Annotated in this window: 21 protein-coding genes; 13 read left to right on the top strand and 8 right to left on the bottom strand. The window is 66.9% G+C overall.

Features of this window, described 5'->3' with window-relative positions; all coding sequences use genetic code 11:
- Positions 1-8: 8 nt before the first annotated feature.
- The 3 genes from EGT50_RS00735 to EGT50_RS00725 are packed head-to-tail and all read right to left on the bottom strand — an operon-like array spanning position 9 to position 3086.
- On the bottom strand, positions 9-1160 hold the full coding sequence (locus EGT50_RS00735; RefSeq protein WP_127950711.1) for a M20 family metallopeptidase: 1152 nt from the start codon (positions 1158-1160) through the stop codon (positions 9-11).
- The gene (locus EGT50_RS00730; RefSeq protein ID WP_127950710.1) at positions 1157-2344 is read right to left on the bottom strand and encodes a M20 family metallopeptidase; all 1188 of its coding nucleotides are present in this window, start codon (positions 2342-2344) and stop codon (positions 1157-1159) included. Before EGT50_RS00730 ends, EGT50_RS00735 begins: the two co-directional genes overlap by 4 nt.
- Positions 2345-2381: 37 nt before the next feature.
- Positions 2382-3086: an enoyl-CoA hydratase-related protein gene (locus EGT50_RS00725; RefSeq protein ID WP_127950709.1), complete on the bottom strand. Its 705-nt coding sequence runs from the start codon at positions 3084-3086 to the stop codon at positions 2382-2384.
- Between the two features lie 75 nt (positions 3087-3161).
- Between EGT50_RS00725 and EGT50_RS00720 the strand changes: the two genes are divergently transcribed.
- Positions 3162-3947: a purine-nucleoside phosphorylase gene (locus EGT50_RS00720; RefSeq protein ID WP_206615725.1), complete on the top strand. Its 786-nt coding sequence runs from the start codon at positions 3162-3164 to the stop codon at positions 3945-3947.
- Positions 3944-5440 (top strand): phospho-sugar mutase, encoded by a 1497-nt coding sequence (locus EGT50_RS00715; protein ID WP_408014566.1) that lies wholly within the window; start codon positions 3944-3946, stop codon positions 5438-5440. Before EGT50_RS00720 ends, EGT50_RS00715 begins: the two co-directional genes overlap by 4 nt.
- Here the strand turns inward: EGT50_RS00715 and upp are convergent.
- Positions 5437-6060, bottom strand: coding sequence for a uracil phosphoribosyltransferase (upp, locus tag EGT50_RS00710; protein ID WP_127950707.1), 624 nt, complete (start codon positions 6058-6060; stop codon positions 5437-5439). The two genes, EGT50_RS00715 and upp, sit on opposite strands and share 4 nt — an antisense overlap.
- A 132-nt stretch (positions 6061-6192) precedes the next feature.
- Here upp and EGT50_RS00705 point away from each other — a divergent pair, with 132 nt between their 5' ends.
- Positions 6193-6507, top strand: coding sequence for a type VII secretion target (locus tag EGT50_RS00705; RefSeq protein WP_127950706.1), 315 nt, complete (start codon positions 6193-6195; stop codon positions 6505-6507).
- The gene (locus tag EGT50_RS00700) at positions 6504-7466 is read left to right on the top strand and encodes a C40 family peptidase (protein ID WP_127950705.1); all 963 of its coding nucleotides are present in this window, start codon (positions 6504-6506) and stop codon (positions 7464-7466) included. The genes EGT50_RS00705 and EGT50_RS00700 overlap by 4 nt, the downstream gene beginning before the upstream one ends.
- 223 nt (positions 7467-7689) lie before the next feature.
- Here EGT50_RS00700 and EGT50_RS00695 read toward each other — a convergent pair whose 3' ends face one another.
- A complete protein-coding gene (locus EGT50_RS00695) occupies positions 7690-7980 on the bottom strand; it encodes a hypothetical protein (RefSeq protein WP_127950704.1) in 291 nt (96 codons plus the stop codon).
- A 959-nt stretch (positions 7981-8939) separates the two neighbouring features.
- Between EGT50_RS00695 and EGT50_RS00690 the strand changes: the two genes are divergently transcribed.
- From EGT50_RS00690 to EGT50_RS00670, 5 genes are all read left to right on the top strand, one after another.
- Entirely contained in the window at positions 8940-9281 is a 342-nt protein-coding gene (locus tag EGT50_RS00690) for a hypothetical protein (protein WP_127950703.1), read from the top strand.
- Complete coding sequence (locus EGT50_RS00685; RefSeq protein WP_127950702.1) at positions 9278-9583, top strand: YbaB/EbfC family nucleoid-associated protein; 306 nt, start codon at positions 9278-9280, stop codon at positions 9581-9583. Before EGT50_RS00690 ends, EGT50_RS00685 begins: the two co-directional genes overlap by 4 nt.
- A 48-nt stretch (positions 9584-9631) precedes the next feature.
- Positions 9632-10879 (top strand): primosomal protein, encoded by a 1248-nt coding sequence (locus EGT50_RS00680; protein WP_127950701.1) that lies wholly within the window; start codon positions 9632-9634, stop codon positions 10877-10879.
- A gap of 130 nt (positions 10880-11009) precedes the next feature.
- Entirely contained in the window at positions 11010-11534 is a 525-nt protein-coding gene (locus tag EGT50_RS00675) for a DUF3558 domain-containing protein (RefSeq protein WP_127951320.1), read from the top strand.
- A gap of 15 nt (positions 11535-11549) precedes the next feature.
- On the top strand, positions 11550-11921 hold the full coding sequence (locus EGT50_RS00670; RefSeq protein ID WP_127950700.1) for a hypothetical protein: 372 nt from the start codon (positions 11550-11552) through the stop codon (positions 11919-11921).
- Between the two features lie 58 nt (positions 11922-11979).
- Here EGT50_RS00670 and EGT50_RS00665 read toward each other — a convergent pair whose 3' ends face one another.
- The 3 genes from EGT50_RS00665 to EGT50_RS00655 are packed head-to-tail and all read right to left on the bottom strand — an operon-like array spanning position 11980 to position 14791.
- On the bottom strand, positions 11980-13068 hold the full coding sequence (locus tag EGT50_RS00665) for an adenosine deaminase (protein ID WP_127950699.1): 1089 nt from the start codon (positions 13066-13068) through the stop codon (positions 11980-11982).
- Positions 13069-13077: 9 nt separating this feature from the next.
- A complete protein-coding gene (locus EGT50_RS00660) occupies positions 13078-14373 on the bottom strand; it encodes a thymidine phosphorylase (protein WP_127950698.1) in 1296 nt (431 codons plus the stop codon).
- The gene (locus EGT50_RS00655; RefSeq protein WP_127950697.1) at positions 14366-14791 is read right to left on the bottom strand and encodes a cytidine deaminase; all 426 of its coding nucleotides are present in this window, start codon (positions 14789-14791) and stop codon (positions 14366-14368) included. Before EGT50_RS00655 ends, EGT50_RS00660 begins: the two co-directional genes overlap by 8 nt.
- Before the next feature lie 251 nt (positions 14792-15042).
- Here EGT50_RS00655 and sdhC point away from each other — a divergent pair, with 251 nt between their 5' ends.
- The 4 genes from sdhC to EGT50_RS00635 are packed head-to-tail and all read left to right on the top strand — an operon-like array spanning position 15043 to position 18432.
- Entirely contained in the window at positions 15043-15447 is a 405-nt protein-coding gene (gene sdhC, locus EGT50_RS00650; protein WP_127950696.1) for a succinate dehydrogenase, cytochrome b556 subunit, read from the top strand.
- Position 15448: 1 nt separating this feature from the next.
- Positions 15449-15892: a succinate dehydrogenase hydrophobic membrane anchor subunit gene (locus tag EGT50_RS00645; protein ID WP_127950695.1), complete on the top strand. Its 444-nt coding sequence runs from the start codon at positions 15449-15451 to the stop codon at positions 15890-15892.
- 15 nt (positions 15893-15907) lie between these two features.
- On the top strand, positions 15908-17659 hold the full coding sequence (sdhA, locus tag EGT50_RS00640; RefSeq protein WP_127950694.1) for a succinate dehydrogenase flavoprotein subunit: 1752 nt from the start codon (positions 15908-15910) through the stop codon (positions 17657-17659).
- Positions 17659-18432 carry a succinate dehydrogenase iron-sulfur subunit gene (locus EGT50_RS00635; protein WP_127950693.1) on the top strand — a complete coding sequence of 258 codons (774 nt, stop codon included), beginning with the start codon at positions 17659-17661 and terminating at the stop codon, positions 18430-18432. Before sdhA ends, EGT50_RS00635 begins: the two co-directional genes overlap by 1 nt.
- Positions 18433-18528: the final 96 nt, after the last annotated feature.

The following is an 18528-nucleotide window of genomic DNA, read 5'->3' as shown; positions in this document are numbered from 1 at the left end:
GGCTGGTTTCAGGACTGCAGCACCAGGTTCGTCAAGACCCGCACACCGGTCGCGAGGGCCCGCTCGTCGATGTCGAACGTCGGCTGGTGGATGTCGAGCTGTGGGCCGCGCCCCGACCACACACCCAATCGGGCCATAGCGCCCGGCGCTTCCTCGAGATACCACGAGAAGTCCTCGCCGCCGCCCGACTGCGGGGTGTCCGCGAGGGCGTCGGGGCCGATCGCTCGTACGGCGTCCTCGAGCATCCGCGCTGACACCTCGTCGTTGACGACCGGCGGCACTCCGCGCCGGTAGTTGAGTTCGTAGCGCACCCCGGTCGGCGCGAGCAGCCCGTGCACGATCTCCCGGACCGTCGGCTCGAGCAGCGCCCACGTGTCATGGTCACCGGTGCGGACGGTGCCGGTGAGGATGCCGCTGCGCGGGATCGCGTTGGGCGCCTGCCCGGCGCTCACCGCACCCCACACCATCACGGTCGCGCTGCGCGGGTCTATCCGTCGGCTGAGCAACCCGGGCAGACCCGTGATCACGGTGCCGATCGCGTACACCAGGTCGGTCGTCAGATGTGGCCGCGACGTGTGCCCACCCGGTGAGTCGAGCACGAGTTCGATGGTGTCCGCGGCCGACGTGATCGCTCCGACCCGGACCCCGACCCGTCCCGCCTCGAGGCGCGGATCGCAGTGCAGCGCGAAGATCCGCGACACGCCCTGCATCCCACCTGCGGCGACGACGTCGAGCGCGCCACCAGGCATCACCTCCTCGGCCGGCTGGAAGATGAACCTCACGCCGATCGGCAACTGTGGCAACGCATTCAGCGCAAGTGCGGTTCCGAGCAGGATCGCGGTGTGCGCGTCGTGGCCACACGCGTGATCGACTCCGGGCACCGTGGACGCGTATGCCACACCGGTCGCTTCCTGCAACGGCAACGCGTCCAGGTCGGCGCGCAGACCGATCCGCATCCCGCCGGGCCCGATGTCGCAGACGACGCCGGTCCCGCCGGGCAGCAACAGCGGCGACATTCCCGCCGCGGACAATTGACTTGCGACGAAGGAGGTGGTCCCGAACTCGTGCCGGGCCAGTTCCGGGTTCATGTGGAAGTGTCGGCGCCACCGGGACAGATCCATCGCGTGCTCGGCGAGCCACTTCTCGATGTCCTCGTTCACCGACGTTCCACCCCCTCGAGCAGCCGCGCTCGCTGGTCTGGATCGAGTCCGGCACGGATGACGGTGCGCGCCAGAGCTGTCGCGCCGTCGAGTATGGCCTGGTCGGCCGACTCCGTGACCGCGGCCGCGGCGAACTCCGGTTGATGGATCACCGACCCGCCCGAATCCAGTCCGATCACCGGGTGGATGCCGGGGATCACCTGGGTCACGTTGCCCATGTCCGTGCTGCCCAGCGGACGGGACGCCTCCAGGTCCACGGGCACCGGGGTGCGACCGAGGTCGGTGACCTCCTCGCGAAAGACGTCGACGAGCCAGGGGTCGGGCCGCAGCTCGGCGTAGGCCGGCGACACCGTGCGCACCTCGTGCGTGCACCCAGTCGCGAGCGCGCCGGCCGCGAAACACGCCTCGGCGCGAGCAACGAGTTCGTCGAGCGATGCGGCGGTGTGCGCACGCAGGTAGTACAGCATCTCGGCCCGTGCCGGGATGATGTTGGGGGCCGTGCCGCCCGCACTGACTATGCCGTGCAACTGCTGGCCGGGTGCGAGCTGCTGACGCAGCAGGGCGAGGCCCACCTGGGCGACCGTGACCGCGTCCGCGGCGTTTCGCCCGAATTCCGGTGCCGCCGAGGCGTGTGCCTCCCGCCCGGTGAATGTGATCGCGATGTCGGCGAGCGCGAGCGACGTCGCGCCCACGATGTCGAACGGGCCCGGATGCACCATCAACGCGGCGGCGACGTTGTCGAAGACACCGCGCTCGAGCATGAGCACCTTGCCACCGCCCGACTCCTCGGCCGGAGTACCGATGACGCGTACGGTGATCCCGAGCGCATCCGCGATCGGGGCCAGCGCGAGACCGGCGCCGACTGCCGACGCTGCAATGATGTTGTGACCACATGCATGCCCGATCTCGGGCAGCGCGTCGTACTCGGCGAGAAGCGCGACCACCAATTCACCGTCGCCGAACCGCGCGTCGAATGCCGTCGGCAGATCCGCGATCTGCATCCGGACATCGAAGCCACGGCCGCGCAGGAACTCGACCAGCTTGGCGGCGCTCCTGTGCTCCTCGAACGCGAGCTCGGGTTCGGCGTGGATCGAGTGCGACAGCGCGACGAGATCGGAGCGCGCCGCCAGCACGGCATCCGACACCGAAGCCGGCGACGAAGCCGACGGGGTTCCTGATCTCACAGCCCCCAGTCTCTCACTCTTGGGGAGCCGACCCGGGTCACCCCAACTTGAACTTGAGGTTGCTCTCGTCGGTCTTGATCCTGAGCGCGTCGACGGCGTCGCGGTGGATGCCCTGCTTGATCCCGGCCAGGTTCTCGCCGTGGGTCGAAACCAGCGCGGATGCCCGGGCAACGGCGGCGTCGAGCACCAGATCACCCTCGACGGTGTCGTCGACGATACCGGCGGCGACCGCGTCGGTACCGCTGTAACGACGGCCAGTGGTCATCGCCTCGACGGCCGTCTGCCGTGTCAGTCGGGAGGTGAGCAGTGTGGACATCCCCACCGGAAACGGCATGTTCAGGTTGACCTCGGGCAGGCAGTAGTAGCCCCGGTCGCTGCGCATGACGCGGAAGTCGTGGGCGGTGGCCAGCAGCGCGCCGGCGCCGAACGCGTGGCCCTGCACGGCCGCGACCGTCGCCATCGGGAACGTCAACAGCCGGGACAGGATCGTCTGCACCCGGTCCAGGTAGGCGGGCAGCCTCTCGAGATTGCCGGCGATCCATTCGACATCGAGGCCGTTGGTGTAGAACTTGCCGGTGGCCGTCGTTACGAGGGCCGCTGGCCCCTCGTGCGCCTCGACCTCGTCCAGCAGGGCGTGCGTGGCCTCGACCCAGTCCGGGTGGAACCGGTTCTCGTTGTCCGCCTCTCCCTCGTTGCCGAGGTACAGGACGAAGACGTCGCCTTGGCGATTCAAATATGGCATGAGCCGGAGGTTACTCACGAGTAACATATGGTGTCAAGCATGCCGATCCATACTGTCCCACTACTGTTTCCGTCCATGGGCACCCTCGACCAGCAGGCGGCCGACGTCCTCGCGGACCGCACCGGAATCGCAAGACACACAGCGGCTGTCATCCTCGGATCGGGCTGGCAGGCCGCGGTCGACGCGCTGGGAGAACCGGCCGCAAGCGTGCCGATGGCCGACCTGCCCGGGTTCGCGACCCCGTCGGCGGTCGGTCACGCCGGGACCGCGCTGTCGGTGCGGGTCGGCGACAGCCGGGTGCTCGTCCTACTCGGGCGCACACACGCATACGAGGGCCACGACCTCGCCCGGGTGGTGCACCCGGTACGAACCGCGATCGCGGCCGGCGCGAAGTCGGTGATCCTGACCAACGCTGCGGGCGGCATCCGCGCCGACATGAGCGTCGGGCAACCGGTCCTCATCAGCGACCACCTGAACCTGACGGCCCGATCGCCCCTGGTCGGAGCCCAGTTCGTCGATCTGGTCGACGCCTACAGCCCCAGGTTGCGGGCAATCGCGCGCGAGATCGACCCGTCACTCGCAGAGGGCGTTTACGCAGGACTGCCCGGCCCGCACTACGAGACCCCGGCCGAGATCCGCATGCTCCGCACCCTCGGCGCCGACCTGGTCGGAATGTCGACAGTGCACGAGACCATCGCCGCCCGAGCGCTGGGGGCCGAAGTCCTCGGCATCTCGCTCGTGACGAACCTCGCGGCCGGCACCACCGGAGAACACCTCGACCACGCGGAGGTCCTCGCGGCGGGACGGGAGTCCGCGGCCCGCGTAGGCACACTGCTGCACGACCTGCTCACCCAGCTGTGAATCCCCCGCAACCTCGCCCGCCCCTCCGCTTCGGCACCGCCGGCCTCCGCGGCCCGGTCGGCGACGGTCCAGGCTGCATGAACGTCGGCGTGGTCGAGCGCACCACCGCGGGGCTGGCCCGATGGCTCCGCGAAAACCGCCTCGTCGGGATCGTGGTCGTCGGCCGCGACGCCCGTCACGGTTCGGAGGAGTTCGCCCGCGCCGCCGCCGAGGTACTCGCGGCCGACGGGTTCGACGTCGTCCTGCTGCCGCGGCCCCTACCGACTCCGCTCGTCGCGTTCGCGGTGCGCCGACTCGGTGCGGTCGCCGGCGTGCAGATCACGGCCTCGCACAACCCTCCCGCCGACAACGGCTACAAGGTGTACGTGCACGGCGGTGCGCCCCTCGCCGCACCGGCCGATCGTGAGATCGAGGATGCGATCGCACGCGTCGGGCACCCTCGGCGCGCGCCCGTCACCGCGGCCGACGACACGATGGAGACGGCGTACCTCGAGCGCGTTGCGGCGCTGCCTATCGGTGACCGTCGCGCCGTTCGCATCGCACTCACCGCCCTCCACGGAGTCGGCGGCGATGTGGCGGTGGCGGCGCTGCGTGCAGCAGGGTTCACCGACATTCATACCGTTGCAACACAATTCGCACCCGACCCGGACTTCCCGACGGTCATGTTCCCGAACCCCGAGGAGCCCGGAGCGACGGACGAGTTGCTCTTGCTCGCCGCATCCGTCGACGCCGACGTCGCGATCGCCCTCGACCCCGACGCCGACCGTTGCGCGGTCGGTGTGCCCGGACCGAACGGCTGGCGGATGCTCACCGGCGACGAGACCGGCGCATTGCTCGGCGACCGCATCCTCGCGCACGCATCAGAGCATGCGCTGGTAGCGACGACGATCGTGTCGTCGACCCTGCTGGGAAAGATCGCCGACGCCCGCGGCTTCGAGTCGACCCGTACCCTGACCGGATTCAAATGGCTGGTACGGGCCGGTGCCGGACTGGTCTACGCGTACGAGGAAGCGATCGGGCACTGCGTGGACCCCGGCGCGGTGCGCGACAAGGACGGCGTCTCCGCCGCCGTACTGGTCGCTGATCTCGTGGCCGATCTCGCCGGCAGCGGACGGACCCTGCTCGACGCGCTCGACGACCTCGCACTCGAGTTCGGGGTGCACACGACGGGCCAGGTGTCACGCCGGGCGGAGCACCCTGACGAGATCCGTCGCACCATGGAGCGACTGCGCACCGATCCCCCGACGGAGATCGCCGGGATCGAGGTGGAAGCCTGGGACCTCGCCACCGTGCGCGGCCCACTACGGACGGACGCGGTGGCCCTCGCCGGCCCGAATCTGCACGTGACGGTACGGCCGTCGGGCACCGAACCGAAGCTCAAGTGCTACTTCGAGGTGGTCGAACCGGTCTCGGGCCGCGACACGCTCGCCGCGGCCCGCTCCGCTGCCCGAGATCGCGCCAACCTCGTGCGGCGGCACCTTCGGGCTTTCTAGCGAGGGCCGAACTGGCGGTCACCGGCGTCGCCGAGACCAGGCACGATGAAGGCTCTCTCGTTGAGGCCCTCGTCGACGGTCGCGGTGATCAGACGCACAGGATGGCCGGACCTCTCGAGAGCCGCGACACCCTCGGGGGCTGCGACGACGCACACGGCGGTGACGTCGGTGGCCCCGCGGGCGACGAGCAGGTCGATCGTGTGGACCATCGAACCGCCGGTCGCGAGCATCGGATCGAGCACGTACACCGGGACCTCGGAAAGGTCCGCCGGCAGCGACTCCATGTACGGCACCGGTTGGTGGGTCTGCTCGTCACGGGCCACCCCGACGAACCCGACGTGTGACTGCGGAATCAACGCGCTTGCCGGCTCGATCATGCCGAGACCCGCCCGCAGCACGGGAACCAGCAGCGGCGGCCGTGCTAGGCGCGCGCCCTTCGTGACGGCGACCGGCGTCGTGACGTGGAACTCCTCGATCGAGGCGTCGCGGGTGGCCTCGTAGATCAGCATCTCGGTGAGCCGCCGCAGCGCGGACCGGAACGTGGCGTTGTCGCTGCGCTCGTCGCGCATCTTCGTCAGAAGAGCCGCCGCCAGAGGGTGATCGACCACTCGCGTTTCCATGGCTACACAGAATGGCTACACAGAATGGTGTTCGCAAGCTGGCACTCCCGCCCAGGACCGGCAAGCGAATGGAACCGCGCCCGCGTTCGGCGCGTCCAACCCAGTGACGAACAAATATTCATGGGGGACGCGATGAGCGAGTTCTCAGCGGCGGCGGCCGGGATCGCCGAATTCGGGGTTGCCGCGACCGAGCTGGCCGCACGGGTGGAAGCAGCTGCAACTGCGGTCGCAGCGAAGCCGGCAGCGCTGGGCCCGATGTTCGGTTCGATCGGCGGCGACTTGCTCGTCGCCTTCACCGATGCGCGCAGCGCCCACGCGGCACGGCTCGATCGGCTCGCCTCTGCCTGGACATCGATGAGTGCGGCCGCGATCACGACCGCCGCGGCATACGACGCGACCGACTCCGGAACAGCGTCCTCGCTCAACTCGGTTTCGGTGGCCTTGTGATCGATCTGCTCGCCCGCCCGGTCGTCGATCTGCTCGGCGCCTTCGGCACCGGCACCCCTCCCACCGGATCCCCCGTCGAGGCGATCCGGGAAGCGTCCGATGCCATGGATGCCGTGCACGCCTGTGGCCGCACAGCTATCAGTGGCATCGGCGGCGTGTGGACCGGCGTCGCAGCCGACGCCGCGATCGACAGGGCGCAGGCCACGCAGGCCCTATCGGTGCAGCTGTCCGACCGGGGCCGGGAGATCGCCGCGGTCATCGACAACGCATCGCACACGGTCCGCGCCGGAGCCGCCGAACTGCAGGCGATCCTGGACTCCTTCCTGTCGGTCGCGTCGTCTGCGCTGCCGCTGGTCGCCACCCCGGCGGGGCAGGCGATGTTGATCACCGTGGCGCTCGACCATCTGGGACGGGCCCTCGGCGTCGTCGAGCGGGCGCGCGGTGAACTGGCCGTGCACACCGCGAGGATGATCGAACTGACCGCCGCGGACCTGGTGCCCACAGAGGGCCGCACAATCGACGGCGTGAGTCGACCCATCGAGGGTGTGGGCCGCGGCGGCATGGAGATCCTGCTTCCCGACGGCAGCACCGCCGTCGCACCCAATCCGGCGGCAGCCGACGCCGTCCGCAACGCGCTGACGCAGCAGGGTGTCGCCTACCAGTGGGGCGGCACCGCCGCAGGGCGGGGCCTGGACTGCAGCGGACTGACGCAGTGGGCATACGGTGAGGCTGGAGTGGACCTGCCCCGACTCGCGCAACAGCAGTCCGTCGGCATGCCCGTCGACAAAGAACGGTTGATGCCGGGTGACCTCGCGGTGTGGGATGGCCACGTCGCGATGATTATCGGCAACGGCCAGATGATCGAGGCCGGAGACCCCATCGGTATCAGCCCCATCCGAACCACCAATAGCAGCATGGGTTTCCACGGTTTCTATCGACCAACAGAACGCACCTACTGATGCTGCGGAACGGTGGTGGCCGGTGAGTATGGGGCTTCGCCGCTGAATCGTCCGGGCAGCTCTGTCGGAGTGGGTCCGACTTGACGTCACGCCGGCGCCGCCCTCGATCGACCCTGTGGCGGCGGGAAGTGGCTGAACAGCGACGGCCCCGCCTATTGGGCGGGGCCGTCCGTGTCCGTCAGCTACACGAGTCCAAACTTCTCGTGTGTCACTGAGTCACGACTCAGTTGGCGTTCATGCTGCTGCCGAAGATGCCATCGAGGCTACCCAGGGCGTCATCGGCGCTGCCCAGGGTGTTATCGGCGCTGCCCAGGGAATCATCGATGCTGCCGTTCAGAGTATCCATGCTCGCTGTATCGATGGAGCCAAGGATGTCCAGGTTGCTGAGGAACATCTCGAACGAACTCGGCGTGCCTTCACCGTGTGCGTCGGCGCTGGCGGGCGCCGCGAACACGGCGGCGATGAGAGGTGCGGCGAGCATTGCCGCTGCTGCTGTGCGAACTGTCTTCTTCATCGATCCTCTTTCATTCGACTCACCGCACACGAACGCGTGCGGGCATCACAACACCTGGCGGCATCGGTCATATTGGTTGACGGAATCCCCCCGACAGGCATTGCTGGCCCCCCGAAGCCAGAAGAGAGTTAATCACAGTTCTGCATTCGAAAGGGTGAACTCGCACCGACTGATTCATCGGAGGCGATCGTCCTGTGCGGCGTTGTGTCTCCGAAACGCGTTGTTGCGCTGGAGAAATGCAGATAACTGTGACGCTCGTCACCATTGGTCAACGGGCGTGTGAACGGCCGGGCTCCTATCGACCAACTGAACACACTGACTGATGCTCAGGAACGAAAGGCATTGCATCGGAGCACTTCCGAATGATCATGGAATCGAGCGTAGGGAGCGTCTGGTCGAGAACGCGAGCACGAGTAGGAATGCAACCCCTCGAAGCCGAGAATGTAGTAAACCTCGGTGCATAAGGACTACTCGAAATCGCTGTATTGGGTGGCGAGGAATTCGCCTACCATGATCCCATTGGTGGCGTCGGCAGTCGTCGGTATGGATCGAAGTTCTTCGGTGACCGCCGCGGCGCGCCCCGCCTGGGCAAATCACCTCGTCCCTCGACTGTGGACAACCCATCCTGACCGATGGAACCGAACACCCACGGCGCGCGTCAAACCTGGTAATGCCAATCAATCGAGACGAGCCGAACCTCGGAGATTTTGTGTTCTGGCAATTGCAGTAACACCGGGACTGGAGGCGACACAGGGACTGGAGATCCCGGGCCGACCCGGGCAACCGTCCTCTCTAGGGCGGCGAGGAGGTCGCTGACTAGTGGGCGCCAGGACCGACATCCTCGGGCGCTCCCGTGCTCTGCCTTCTACGTGCTCTGCCTTCTAGTAGAGAGTCCGACACCAAAAGGTATTTTCTGCGGTTCCAGGGTTTCTACCGCCCCACGCAATGACAGGAGAAACATGACGAGCGAACCGTCCCCGCCGCCCGCCACTGTGGCGTCGGCCGCCAACCGCGCCCGCACTGTCACAGTGCGTGCCACCGAGACCGGGCTGCCGATGGAGATCCACATCGACCCACGCGAGCTGCGATACGGCGGCGAACACCTGGCGCAGGAGATCCTCCGCCTCTGCCGGGAGGCCGGCCGGGAGGCGGGCGCCCGCCAGCGCGACGAACTGGCGCGTCAAGGCATGCCCCACGATGTGCTCGACCGGCTCGGGCTGCCTACCCGCGGCGAGATCGCCGCGGAGCAGGCCGCGGCCGACTCGCAGGAAGCACCGACGAGTTGGATGCGTCCGGTATGAGCGGCGGCGAGATGGATGCGCTGGTGGAGCGCGCGACGGCAGCGTTGAACCTGCTCGACGACGCTCTGACATCACTCGACACGATCCGGGCCGAAGCGGTGAGCGAAGACGGCCGGGTACGGGTTGAGGTCGACGGCAACGCCAGGCCGACTGGGATATGGCTGAGCGATTCCCTCCACGACCTCGATGCCCGCCGCCTGGCCCAGACGATTACCCAGACCGCGCACCGGGCAGCGGCCGCCGCGGCCGCGGAGCGCGCCCGGGTCACGAGCACGTTGTTCGATACCTACGGCAAAGGTTGACCGGTGTCCGGCTATGTCTTTCGGCTCGACGTGGCTAGGCTTCCGGCCATGGCTGGAGACATCGTTCCGATCGAACTCGGTCTGACCAAGGGCGACCTCGTCACCTTGTGGGCCCCTCGCTGGCGCGAGGGTGACGACGAGTGGCAGGCCTTCCTCGGCCACGAGGAGGATCTCTACGCGTTCGAATCGGTTGCCGCCCTCGCGGCGTTCATCCGCACGAACGACGAGAACGACCTGGTCGATCACCCGGCCTGGCCCGTGGTCTCCAAGCTCGCCGCTCCAGAACTCGAGCCGGAGGAAAACTTCACCTTCGACTTGATCGGGGTTCCCGAACTCGTTGCCGGCGACCCCGAGGCCCTCCCCCTTGCCGAACTCGAGAGCACGCTCACGACGGTGCGCACAATCGGGGAGGTCTGCGACCTCGAACCGGTGATCAAGTTCTTCGCGAACCATCCGGAGATCGACTACCTGCGCGGCGGCGTCGGTCAGTTCGAGGGCCGCGACGGCGAGGCTCTGTGGGACCGCATCGGCATCGCCGTCGCCGAGGACTGGGACGCGGTCCTCGACGCGATCGATTCGATCGTCACCACTCCGGACGTCGACGCGGATGCGCTCTCGGTCGCCGACGCGGAAATCCTCACGGCCGAGGAGAACATCGTCGACGCCGACGACGAGGCCGAAGCCGAGGCCGAGGATGAGTACGAGACCGACGAGGAGCAGGAGGAGGAAGAGGAAGAAGTAGAGACCTTCTGGTCCGGCGTCGGGATCGACCCGATCAAGATCATCACGTCGGAGACCACGTACTTCTCGCTGCGCTGCTATCTCGGCGAGGACGAGCACCCGGTCTTCCTCGGCCGTGGCGGCAAAATCTCGGTCTTCGGCTCCGAGCGCGCACTCGCCCGCTACCTGGCCGACAACCACGAGCACGACCTGGCGCGGGTGACCACGTACCTGCAGGTGCAGAACGCCGCCGTGGACGGCACACTCGAGATCGAGGTCACCGACGCGAACGTCTACGTACTGCCGGGACTGGCCGACGACCTCGCAGAGGGCCCCGATGCCGTTGACGCCGACCAGTTGGAGTTGGCCGTCGAATTGTTCACCGACGCAGCGGACTTCGCGAAGGACGACTCCACCGACGCCGCGCTGGCGTCGTCGACCCCCCTTGGCTGGTACGTCTCCTACCTACTCGATCCCACACCCGGCCGGATGACTCCCAGCCCGCCCTTCCAGACGGAAGCGGCGGCATGGCGGACCCTCGAGCAGGAGTTCGAGGCCCGCCTGCGTCCCGAATAGTCCGCCAACGCCAGTAGTCCGCGCCTTGGTCGGCCCTACCGCCGGGGTTGTTCGATGGAACCACGCGTTGCTCCGATGCGTCTGATCCGATGAGCGAGTTGTTGCGGAAACGAGGAGAAGCGTGAGGTTCATGGGACGGTGGGGCGGCGTGATCGTGGCCGCGATCGGCGTGCTGGGGTTGGTCGGCTGCGGCTCGGCGACTGTCGAGGGGCAGGCCGGGACGACGAAGGCCGGGGAGCCGGTGTTCGATCCGTGCAGCGTTCCCGACGACGTACTGCACACGATCGGCGTCGATCCCGCGTCGGAGCGTCGCGACATCATGGGCGTCAAACAGCCGGGCTGGAGCCTGTGTGGCTGGAACGATCCCGACGTCTCCTTCTTCGTCACGATCTACGCCACCGGAAGACCGCTCGAGGAGATTCTCACGAATGAACGGTTCGTCGACGTCACCCCGGTCGATCTCGCCGGGCGTGAGGCGTTCACGGTTCGCGAGACGTCCGATACCCGCAACGAGCACTGCGACGTCGTGCTCGCCGCCGGCCCGGACACCCTGATGCTGCAGACGAGTTTCGCCAAGGGGCTACCACCGTCGCAGAGCCCCTGTCCGCAGGCGATCGAGAACGCGAAGCTTCTCGAACCGTCCCTGCCCCGCTGACGAAGAGACCCGATCATGTGGATAAATCCCTCGTGGAAAGAACTCGGCGAACTGGTGGGTGCAGGTGAGCTCTACCTGGAGCCAGGCATCGCCGAGAAGTGCGCCGCCCGCTGCGCGCAGCTGCGACGCGAGCTCGTAATCCTGCAAGACGACGCAAAAAGACTCGCCAGAATCGACGGCCTCGGCCACCTGCCCTCCGGGATCGCCCTTGCCCGCAAACTCGAGCAGAAGGCGTCGGGTGGCGAGTACGCGCTCGATCAAGCCCTCGGCGACCACATCGCCGTCGTCGAGCAGATGCAGGCGGTGTTCGAGAAGATCGCAGCAAGGTTCGGCGCCGCCGAGGAGGCGAACGCGCGGACGCTCGGCGCGATCGATCCTGACCGCTGACCGTGCAACCTACTCTTCGAAGGCGGGCGCGGACTGGAGCCCGACAGACGGCTCGAGTTCAGCCGATCAGCACGGCGAAGCCAGGCTTGATGATGTCGTCGATCACCGCGAGCCGTTGATCGAACGGGATGAAGGCCGACTTCATCGCGTTGATGGTGAAGCGTTCGAGGTCACTCCACCCGAAACCGAAGGTGTTGACCAGAACAAGCATCTCGCGACTCATGCTGGTGTCGCTCATCAGACGGTTGTCGGTATTGACGGTGACGCGGAACCGCAGGCGGGCCAGCAGGCCGAAGGGGTGGTCGTCGAGGCTCGCAACCGCCCCGGTCTGCACGTTCGAACTCGGGCACAGTTCGAGAGGAATCCGCTTGTCCCGCACGTAGTTCGCGAGCAACCCCATCGTGACGTGACCGTCCGCCCCGACGGCGATGTCGTCGGTGATGCGAACCCCGTGCCCAAGTCGATCCGTGCCACAGAACGCGATGGCCTCGTGGATCGACGGCAGCCCGAACGCCTCGCCGGCATGGATCGTGAAGTGTGCATTGCAGTTCCGCATGTACTCGAACGCGTCGAGGTGCCGGCTCGGCGGGTACCCGGCCTCGGCTCCCGCGATGTCGAATCCGACGACGCCGCGATAGCGAAAACGGACCGCGAGTTCGGCGATCTCCCGGGACCGCGCCGCGTGCCGCATAGCGGTGAGCAGGCAGCCGACGCGGATCTCGCGCCCCGCTGCGCGGGCCGACGCCTCGCCCTCCAGGAATCCCTCGAGGACGTGATCGACCACCTCGTCGAGGCTGAGCCCTCCCTCGAGGTGCTGCTCGGGGGCGAAGCGCACCTCGGCGTACACGACGCCGTCGTGGGCGAGGTCCTCCGCGCACTCGCGGGCCACGCGGCGCAGACCAGCCGGAGTCTGCATCACCGCGACGGTGTGCGCGAACGTCTCGAGATACAGCTCTAGCGACCCGCTGTCGGCCGCCTCCCGGAACCACTGGGCCAGTTCGTCGGGGGCTTCGACCGGCAGCCCGGTGTAGCCGCACTCGGCGGCCAGTTCGGCAACGGTAGCCGGACGCAAACCTCCGTCGAGGTGGTCGTGGAGCAGAACCTTGGGTGCCCGGCGGATGTACTCGAGGTCCAACGGCGCTGTCATGGGTCGACGTTAGCCTGACGGGTCCTCGATCCGCTCGATCACGAGCGGGGTCGTTACCATCGGCGTATACGGCTGGATGGTCCAGGCGCTGGTAAGCGCGCGTTTCGCGGCGGCAAAACGCTCGGGCGTATCGGTGTGGAGGGTGACGAGCGGCGTGCCAGCCGACACCCCGTCACCAGGCTTCGCGTGTAACTCGACACCGGCTCCAGCCTGTACCGACTCCCCCGGACGGGCACGTCCTGCACCTAGCTTCCACGCGGCGAGCCCGACAGCCATCGCGTCCAATTCGCACACCACGCCGTCCGCCTCCGAGAGCAGGACCTCGGTGTGCCGGGCCTGCGGAAGCGGGGCGTCGGGGTCGCCGCCTTGCGCGCCGATCATCGCCCGCCACCGGTCCATGGCGGAGCCGTCGCGGAGCTTCTGCTCGGGATCGACGTCGTCGATCCCGACCGACCACAGCATTTCCCGCGCGAGCGCCAGCGTGAGTTCGACGACGTCGGACGGGCCACCGCCCGCCAGGACCTCGAGCGACTCCCGTACCTCGAGTGCGTTGCCCGCCGTGTATCCGAGCGGCGCGTCCATCGCGGTCAGCAGGGCGACGGTGCGCACCCCTTCGTCCGCGCCGAGGCCGACCATCGTCTGCGCGAGTTCGCGCGCATCGTCGAGCTTCTTCATGAACGCGCCCGAGCCGACCTTGACGTCGAGGACCAGCGCCCCCGTTCCCTCGGCGATCTTCTTGCTCATGATGGAGCTGGCGATGAGCGGTATCGACTCGACGGTGCCGGTGACGTCTCGCAGCGCATACAGGCGCTTGTCAGCGGGCGCCAGGTCGGCGCCGGCGGCGCACACCACGGCACCGACCGCCGGATCGGACAGGATCTCCGCGACCTTCGCCGCGTCGAGGTCGGCGCGCCACCCCCGGATCGCCTCCAGTTTGTCGAGGGTCCCGCCCGTGTGCCCCAGACCCCGGCCCGACAGTTGTGGAACCGCTGCCCCGCACGCGGCGACGAGTGGGGCCAGTGGCAGCGTGATCTTGTCTCCCACCCCACCCGTGGAGTGCTTGTCCACGGTGGGGCGCGGCAGGCGTGAGAAGTCGAGCCGCCGCCCGGACGCGACCATCGCCGCCGTCCAGCGCGCGACTTCCCGTCGCGTCATACCGCGGAAGTAGATCGCCATGGCCAGCGCCGACATCTGCTCGTCCGCGACCACACCGCGCGTGAACGACTCGATCACCCAGTCGATCTGCGCGTCCGTCAACTCCCGGCCGTCCCGCTTGGCCGAAATGATCGATACCGCATCATGCATGGCCGTTGTCCTCGCCCTCGCCGACAAGGCCCGCCTGCTCGGTGGGCCCGAAGGCGTCTGGCAGAAGGTCCCCGAGTGGCCGAACCCCGGATCGGGTGTCGACCATTAGTTCGACTCCCCCGTGTTCGAGGAGGACTTGTCGACAGCGCCCACACGGCATCAAAATTGCGCCACTCGCGTCACAGCAGGTGACCGCCATCAACCGGCCGCCGCCACGAGAAATCAAGTTACCGACGAGTACACACTCGGCGCACAGACTCAGTCCGTATGAGACATTTTCCACATTGCATCCCGTTACGAGATGACCTTCCATGTCGAGCGCCGCCGCCCCCACCGGGTACTTGGAATAGGGCGCATAAGCCCGGCTCATGGCCCGATGAGCATTGTCGCGCAACAGCTTCCAGTCGACCAGGGTCATAATTCCCCATCCAACCACGGCCATTGGATTGCCGCAGGAGGTCCACGGAGAACACATCGACAATTTGGGAAGGCAAACCTAACAACCACTTTCGTTCCGGTACGAACCGCGGAGGGAATTAGTTCCCGGATTCGCATGGGTTTAGAGTTCACAGGAGTCGATTTAGGTTCTCGTCGAGCCCAAGCCACGGTAAATCCCAAGAGCTGTGCAGGCTCGACGCGCCCACAAAGACGTTGGAGGCACAGCACTCGATGAGCAGCACGGCTGAAGCCGCTCCCGCAACGGAGCGCACCCGGTCGCTTTACCGCGGCGATCCCGGCATGTGGTCCTGGGTTCTACACCGGATCACCGGCGTCGCGACCTTCTTCTTCCTCTTCGTCCACGTCCTGGACACCGCACTTGTACGCGTCAACCCGGACACCTACGACCGGGTCATCGAGACCTACAAGAACCCGGTCGTCGGACTCATGGAGATCGCGCTTGTGGCCATGGTGCTGTACCACGCACTCAACGGCCTGCGCGTGATGCTGATCGACTTCTGGTCGAAGGGCCCGCAGTACCAGCGCGTGATGCTCTGGGCCGTCCTTGCGATCTGGTTCGTGGTCATGATTCCGGCCGCCGGTCGCATCTTCTACAACATGTTTGCGGGGCACTGACATGACGACAGAAGCGAAGACTCTCGGCAAGGCATTCGACCGACCGGCCAGTCTGGACAATCCCCGATCACCGCGCCAGCCGGCCAAGAACAACTTCGAGCTCTACGCATGGATCTTCATGCGCCTGTCGGGCCTGGCGCTGATCGTCCTGGTCCTCGGCCACCTGTTCATCATGCTGATGCTCGACGAAGGCGTTCAGCGGATCAACTTCGCGTTCGTCGCGGGTCGCTGGTCCAGCCCCTTCTGGCAGTTCTGGGACCTGTCGATGCTCTGGCTCGCCCAGCTCCACGGCGGCAACGGCCTACGCACCGTCATCGCGGACTACTCGCGTAAGGACTCCACCCGGTTCTGGCTCAACACGATCCTGGTCGTGTCGATGATCCTGATCATGGGTCTGGGCACCTACGTCATCTTCACCTTCGACCCCAACATCTCGGCGAGCTAGGGGAGTAGAAACTTCATGCAGGAACATCGTTATGACGTCGTCATTGTCGGCGCCGGTGGCGCCGGCATGCGTGCGGCCATCGAGGCCGGTCCCCGCGTCCGCACCGCCGTCCTGACCAAGCTGTACCCCACTCGCAGCCACACCGGTGCCGCCCAGGGCGGGATGTGCGCGGCCCTCGCCAACGTCGAGGAAGACAACTGGGAGTGGCACACCTTCGACACCGTCAAGGGCGGCGACTATCTCGCCGACCAGGACGCTGTCGAGATCATGGCCAAGGAGGCCATCGACGCGGTATTGGACCTCGAGAAGATGGGGCTTCCGTTCAACCGCACGCCCGAGGGCAAGATCGACCAGCGTCGTTTCGGCGGTCACACTCGCGATCACGGCAAGGCCCCGGTTCGCCGCGCCTGCTACGCCGCCGACCGTACCGGCCACATGATCCTGCAGACGCTCTACCAGAACTGCGTCAAGCACGATGTCGAGTTCTTCAACGAGTTCTACGCGCTCGACATCGCGATGACCGAAACCCCAGAGGGCCCCGTCGCCACCGGTGTCATCGCGTACGAGCTCGCGACCGGCGAGATCCACGTCTTCCACGCGAAGTCCATCGTGTTCGCGACCGGTGGCTCGGGCCGCATGTACAAGACCACGTCGAACGCGCACACCCTCACCGGCGACGGCATGGGCGTCGTCTTCCGCAAGGGCCTGCCGCTCGAGGACATGGAGTTCCATCAGTTCCATCCGACGGGACTGGCCGGGCTGGGCATCCTGATCTCCGAGGCCGTCCGTGGTGAGGGCGGCATCCTCCGCAACGCCGATGGTGAGCGCTTCATGGAGCGCTACGCCCCCACCATCAAGGACCTGGCCCCGCGTGACATCGTCGCCCGCTCGATGGTGCTCGAGGTGCTCGAGGGGCGCGGCGCCGGCCCGAACAAGGACTACGTCTACATCGACGTCACGCACCTCGGCGAGGACGTGCTCGAGGAGAAGCTCCCCGACATCACCGAGTTCGCCCGCACCTACCTGGGCGTCGATCCGGTCACCGAGCTAGTGCCGGTGTACCCGACGTGCCACTACGTGATGGGTGGCATTCCCACCAAGATCAATGGCGAGGTGCTCCGCAACAACGAAGACCACGTCCCCGGCCTGTACGCCGCCGGCGAGTGCGCGTGCGTCTCGGTCCACGGTGCAAACCGGTTGGGCACCAATTCGCTGCTCGACATCAACGTCTTCGGCCGCCGCGCCGGCATCGCTGCCGCCGAACACGCGATGAACTCCGACTTCGTGCCGCTTCCGGAGAACCCGGCAAAGCTGGTCGAGGACTGGCTCTCGGAGATCGTGTCCGAGAAGGGCCACGAGCGCGTCGCGGACATCCGCACGGAGCTGCAGCAGTCGATGGACAACCACGCGTCGGTGTTCCGGACCGAGCAGACGCTGACGAAGGCACTCGACGACATCCACGCCCTCAAGGAGCGCTACAGCGATATCACGGTCCAGGACAAGGGCAAGCGCTACAACAGCGATCTGCTCGAGGCCGTCGAGCTGGGCTTCCTGCTCGAGATGGCGGAAGTCACGGTCGTCGGTGCGCTCAACCGCAAGGAGTCGCGCGGCGGTCACGCCCGCGAGGACTACCCGGACCGCAACGACGCCGAGTACATGCAGCACACGATGGCGTACAAGGAGGGGTCGGACCTACTCTCGCCGATCCGTCTGGACTACAAGCCGGTTGTCCAGACCCGCTACGAGCCGATGGAGCGTAAGTACTGATGTCCGCACCTGTCATGGACCAGGACACACCCTCGCTGCCGCCCGTTCCCGAGGGCGCCGTCATGGTCACCCTCAAGATCGCCCGGTTCAACCCGGAGGGCGGCGAAGGGCAGCGCTGGGAGAGCTTCCAGGTTCCCACCCTGCCGACCGACCGCCTGCTGAACTTGCTGCTGTACGTGAAGGGCTACCTGGACGGCACGCTGACGTTCCGCCGCTCCTGCGCCCACGGCGTGTGCGGTTCCGACGCGATGCGCATCAACGGCGTCAACCGTCTGGCGTGCAAGGTCCTCATGCGCGACATGCTGCCCAAGGACGGCAAGCCGATCACCATCACCGTCGAGCCCATCAAGGGTCTGCCGGTCGAGAAGGATCTGGTGGTCGACATGGAGCCCTTCTTCGACGCGTTCCGCGCCGTGAAGCCGTTCCTCATCACGTCGGGCAACGAGCCGACCCGCGAGCGAATCCAGTCGCAGGCGGATCGCGCCCGGTTCGACGACACCACCAAGTGCATCCTGTGCGCCTGCTGCACCACGTCGTGCCCGGTGTACTGGAGCGACGGCAGCTACTTCGGACCGGCCGCGATCGTGAATGCGCACCGCTTCATTTTCGACAGCCGAGACGAGGGCGCGGCCGAGCGTCTCGACATCCTGAACGACAAGGACGGCGTGTGGCGCTGCCGCACGACGTTCAACTGCACCGACGCGTGCCCCCGCGGCATCCAGGTGACGAAGGCGATCCAGGAAGTCAAGCGCGCCCTGTTGTTCGCCCGCTAATGATGTATTCCTGAGCGGATACAACACCTCGCCTTGCGCACCTGCGCTGCTCCAGCCATTCGGGGGCAGCGCAGGTGCGCATAGTGCACTTCAGCG

The organism is Rhodococcus xishaensis, assembly GCF_004011825.1.
GTDB lineage: Bacteria > Actinomycetota > Actinomycetes > Mycobacteriales > Mycobacteriaceae > Prescottella > Prescottella xishaensis.
This window is presented reverse-complemented; position numbering and strand designations above follow the sequence as displayed.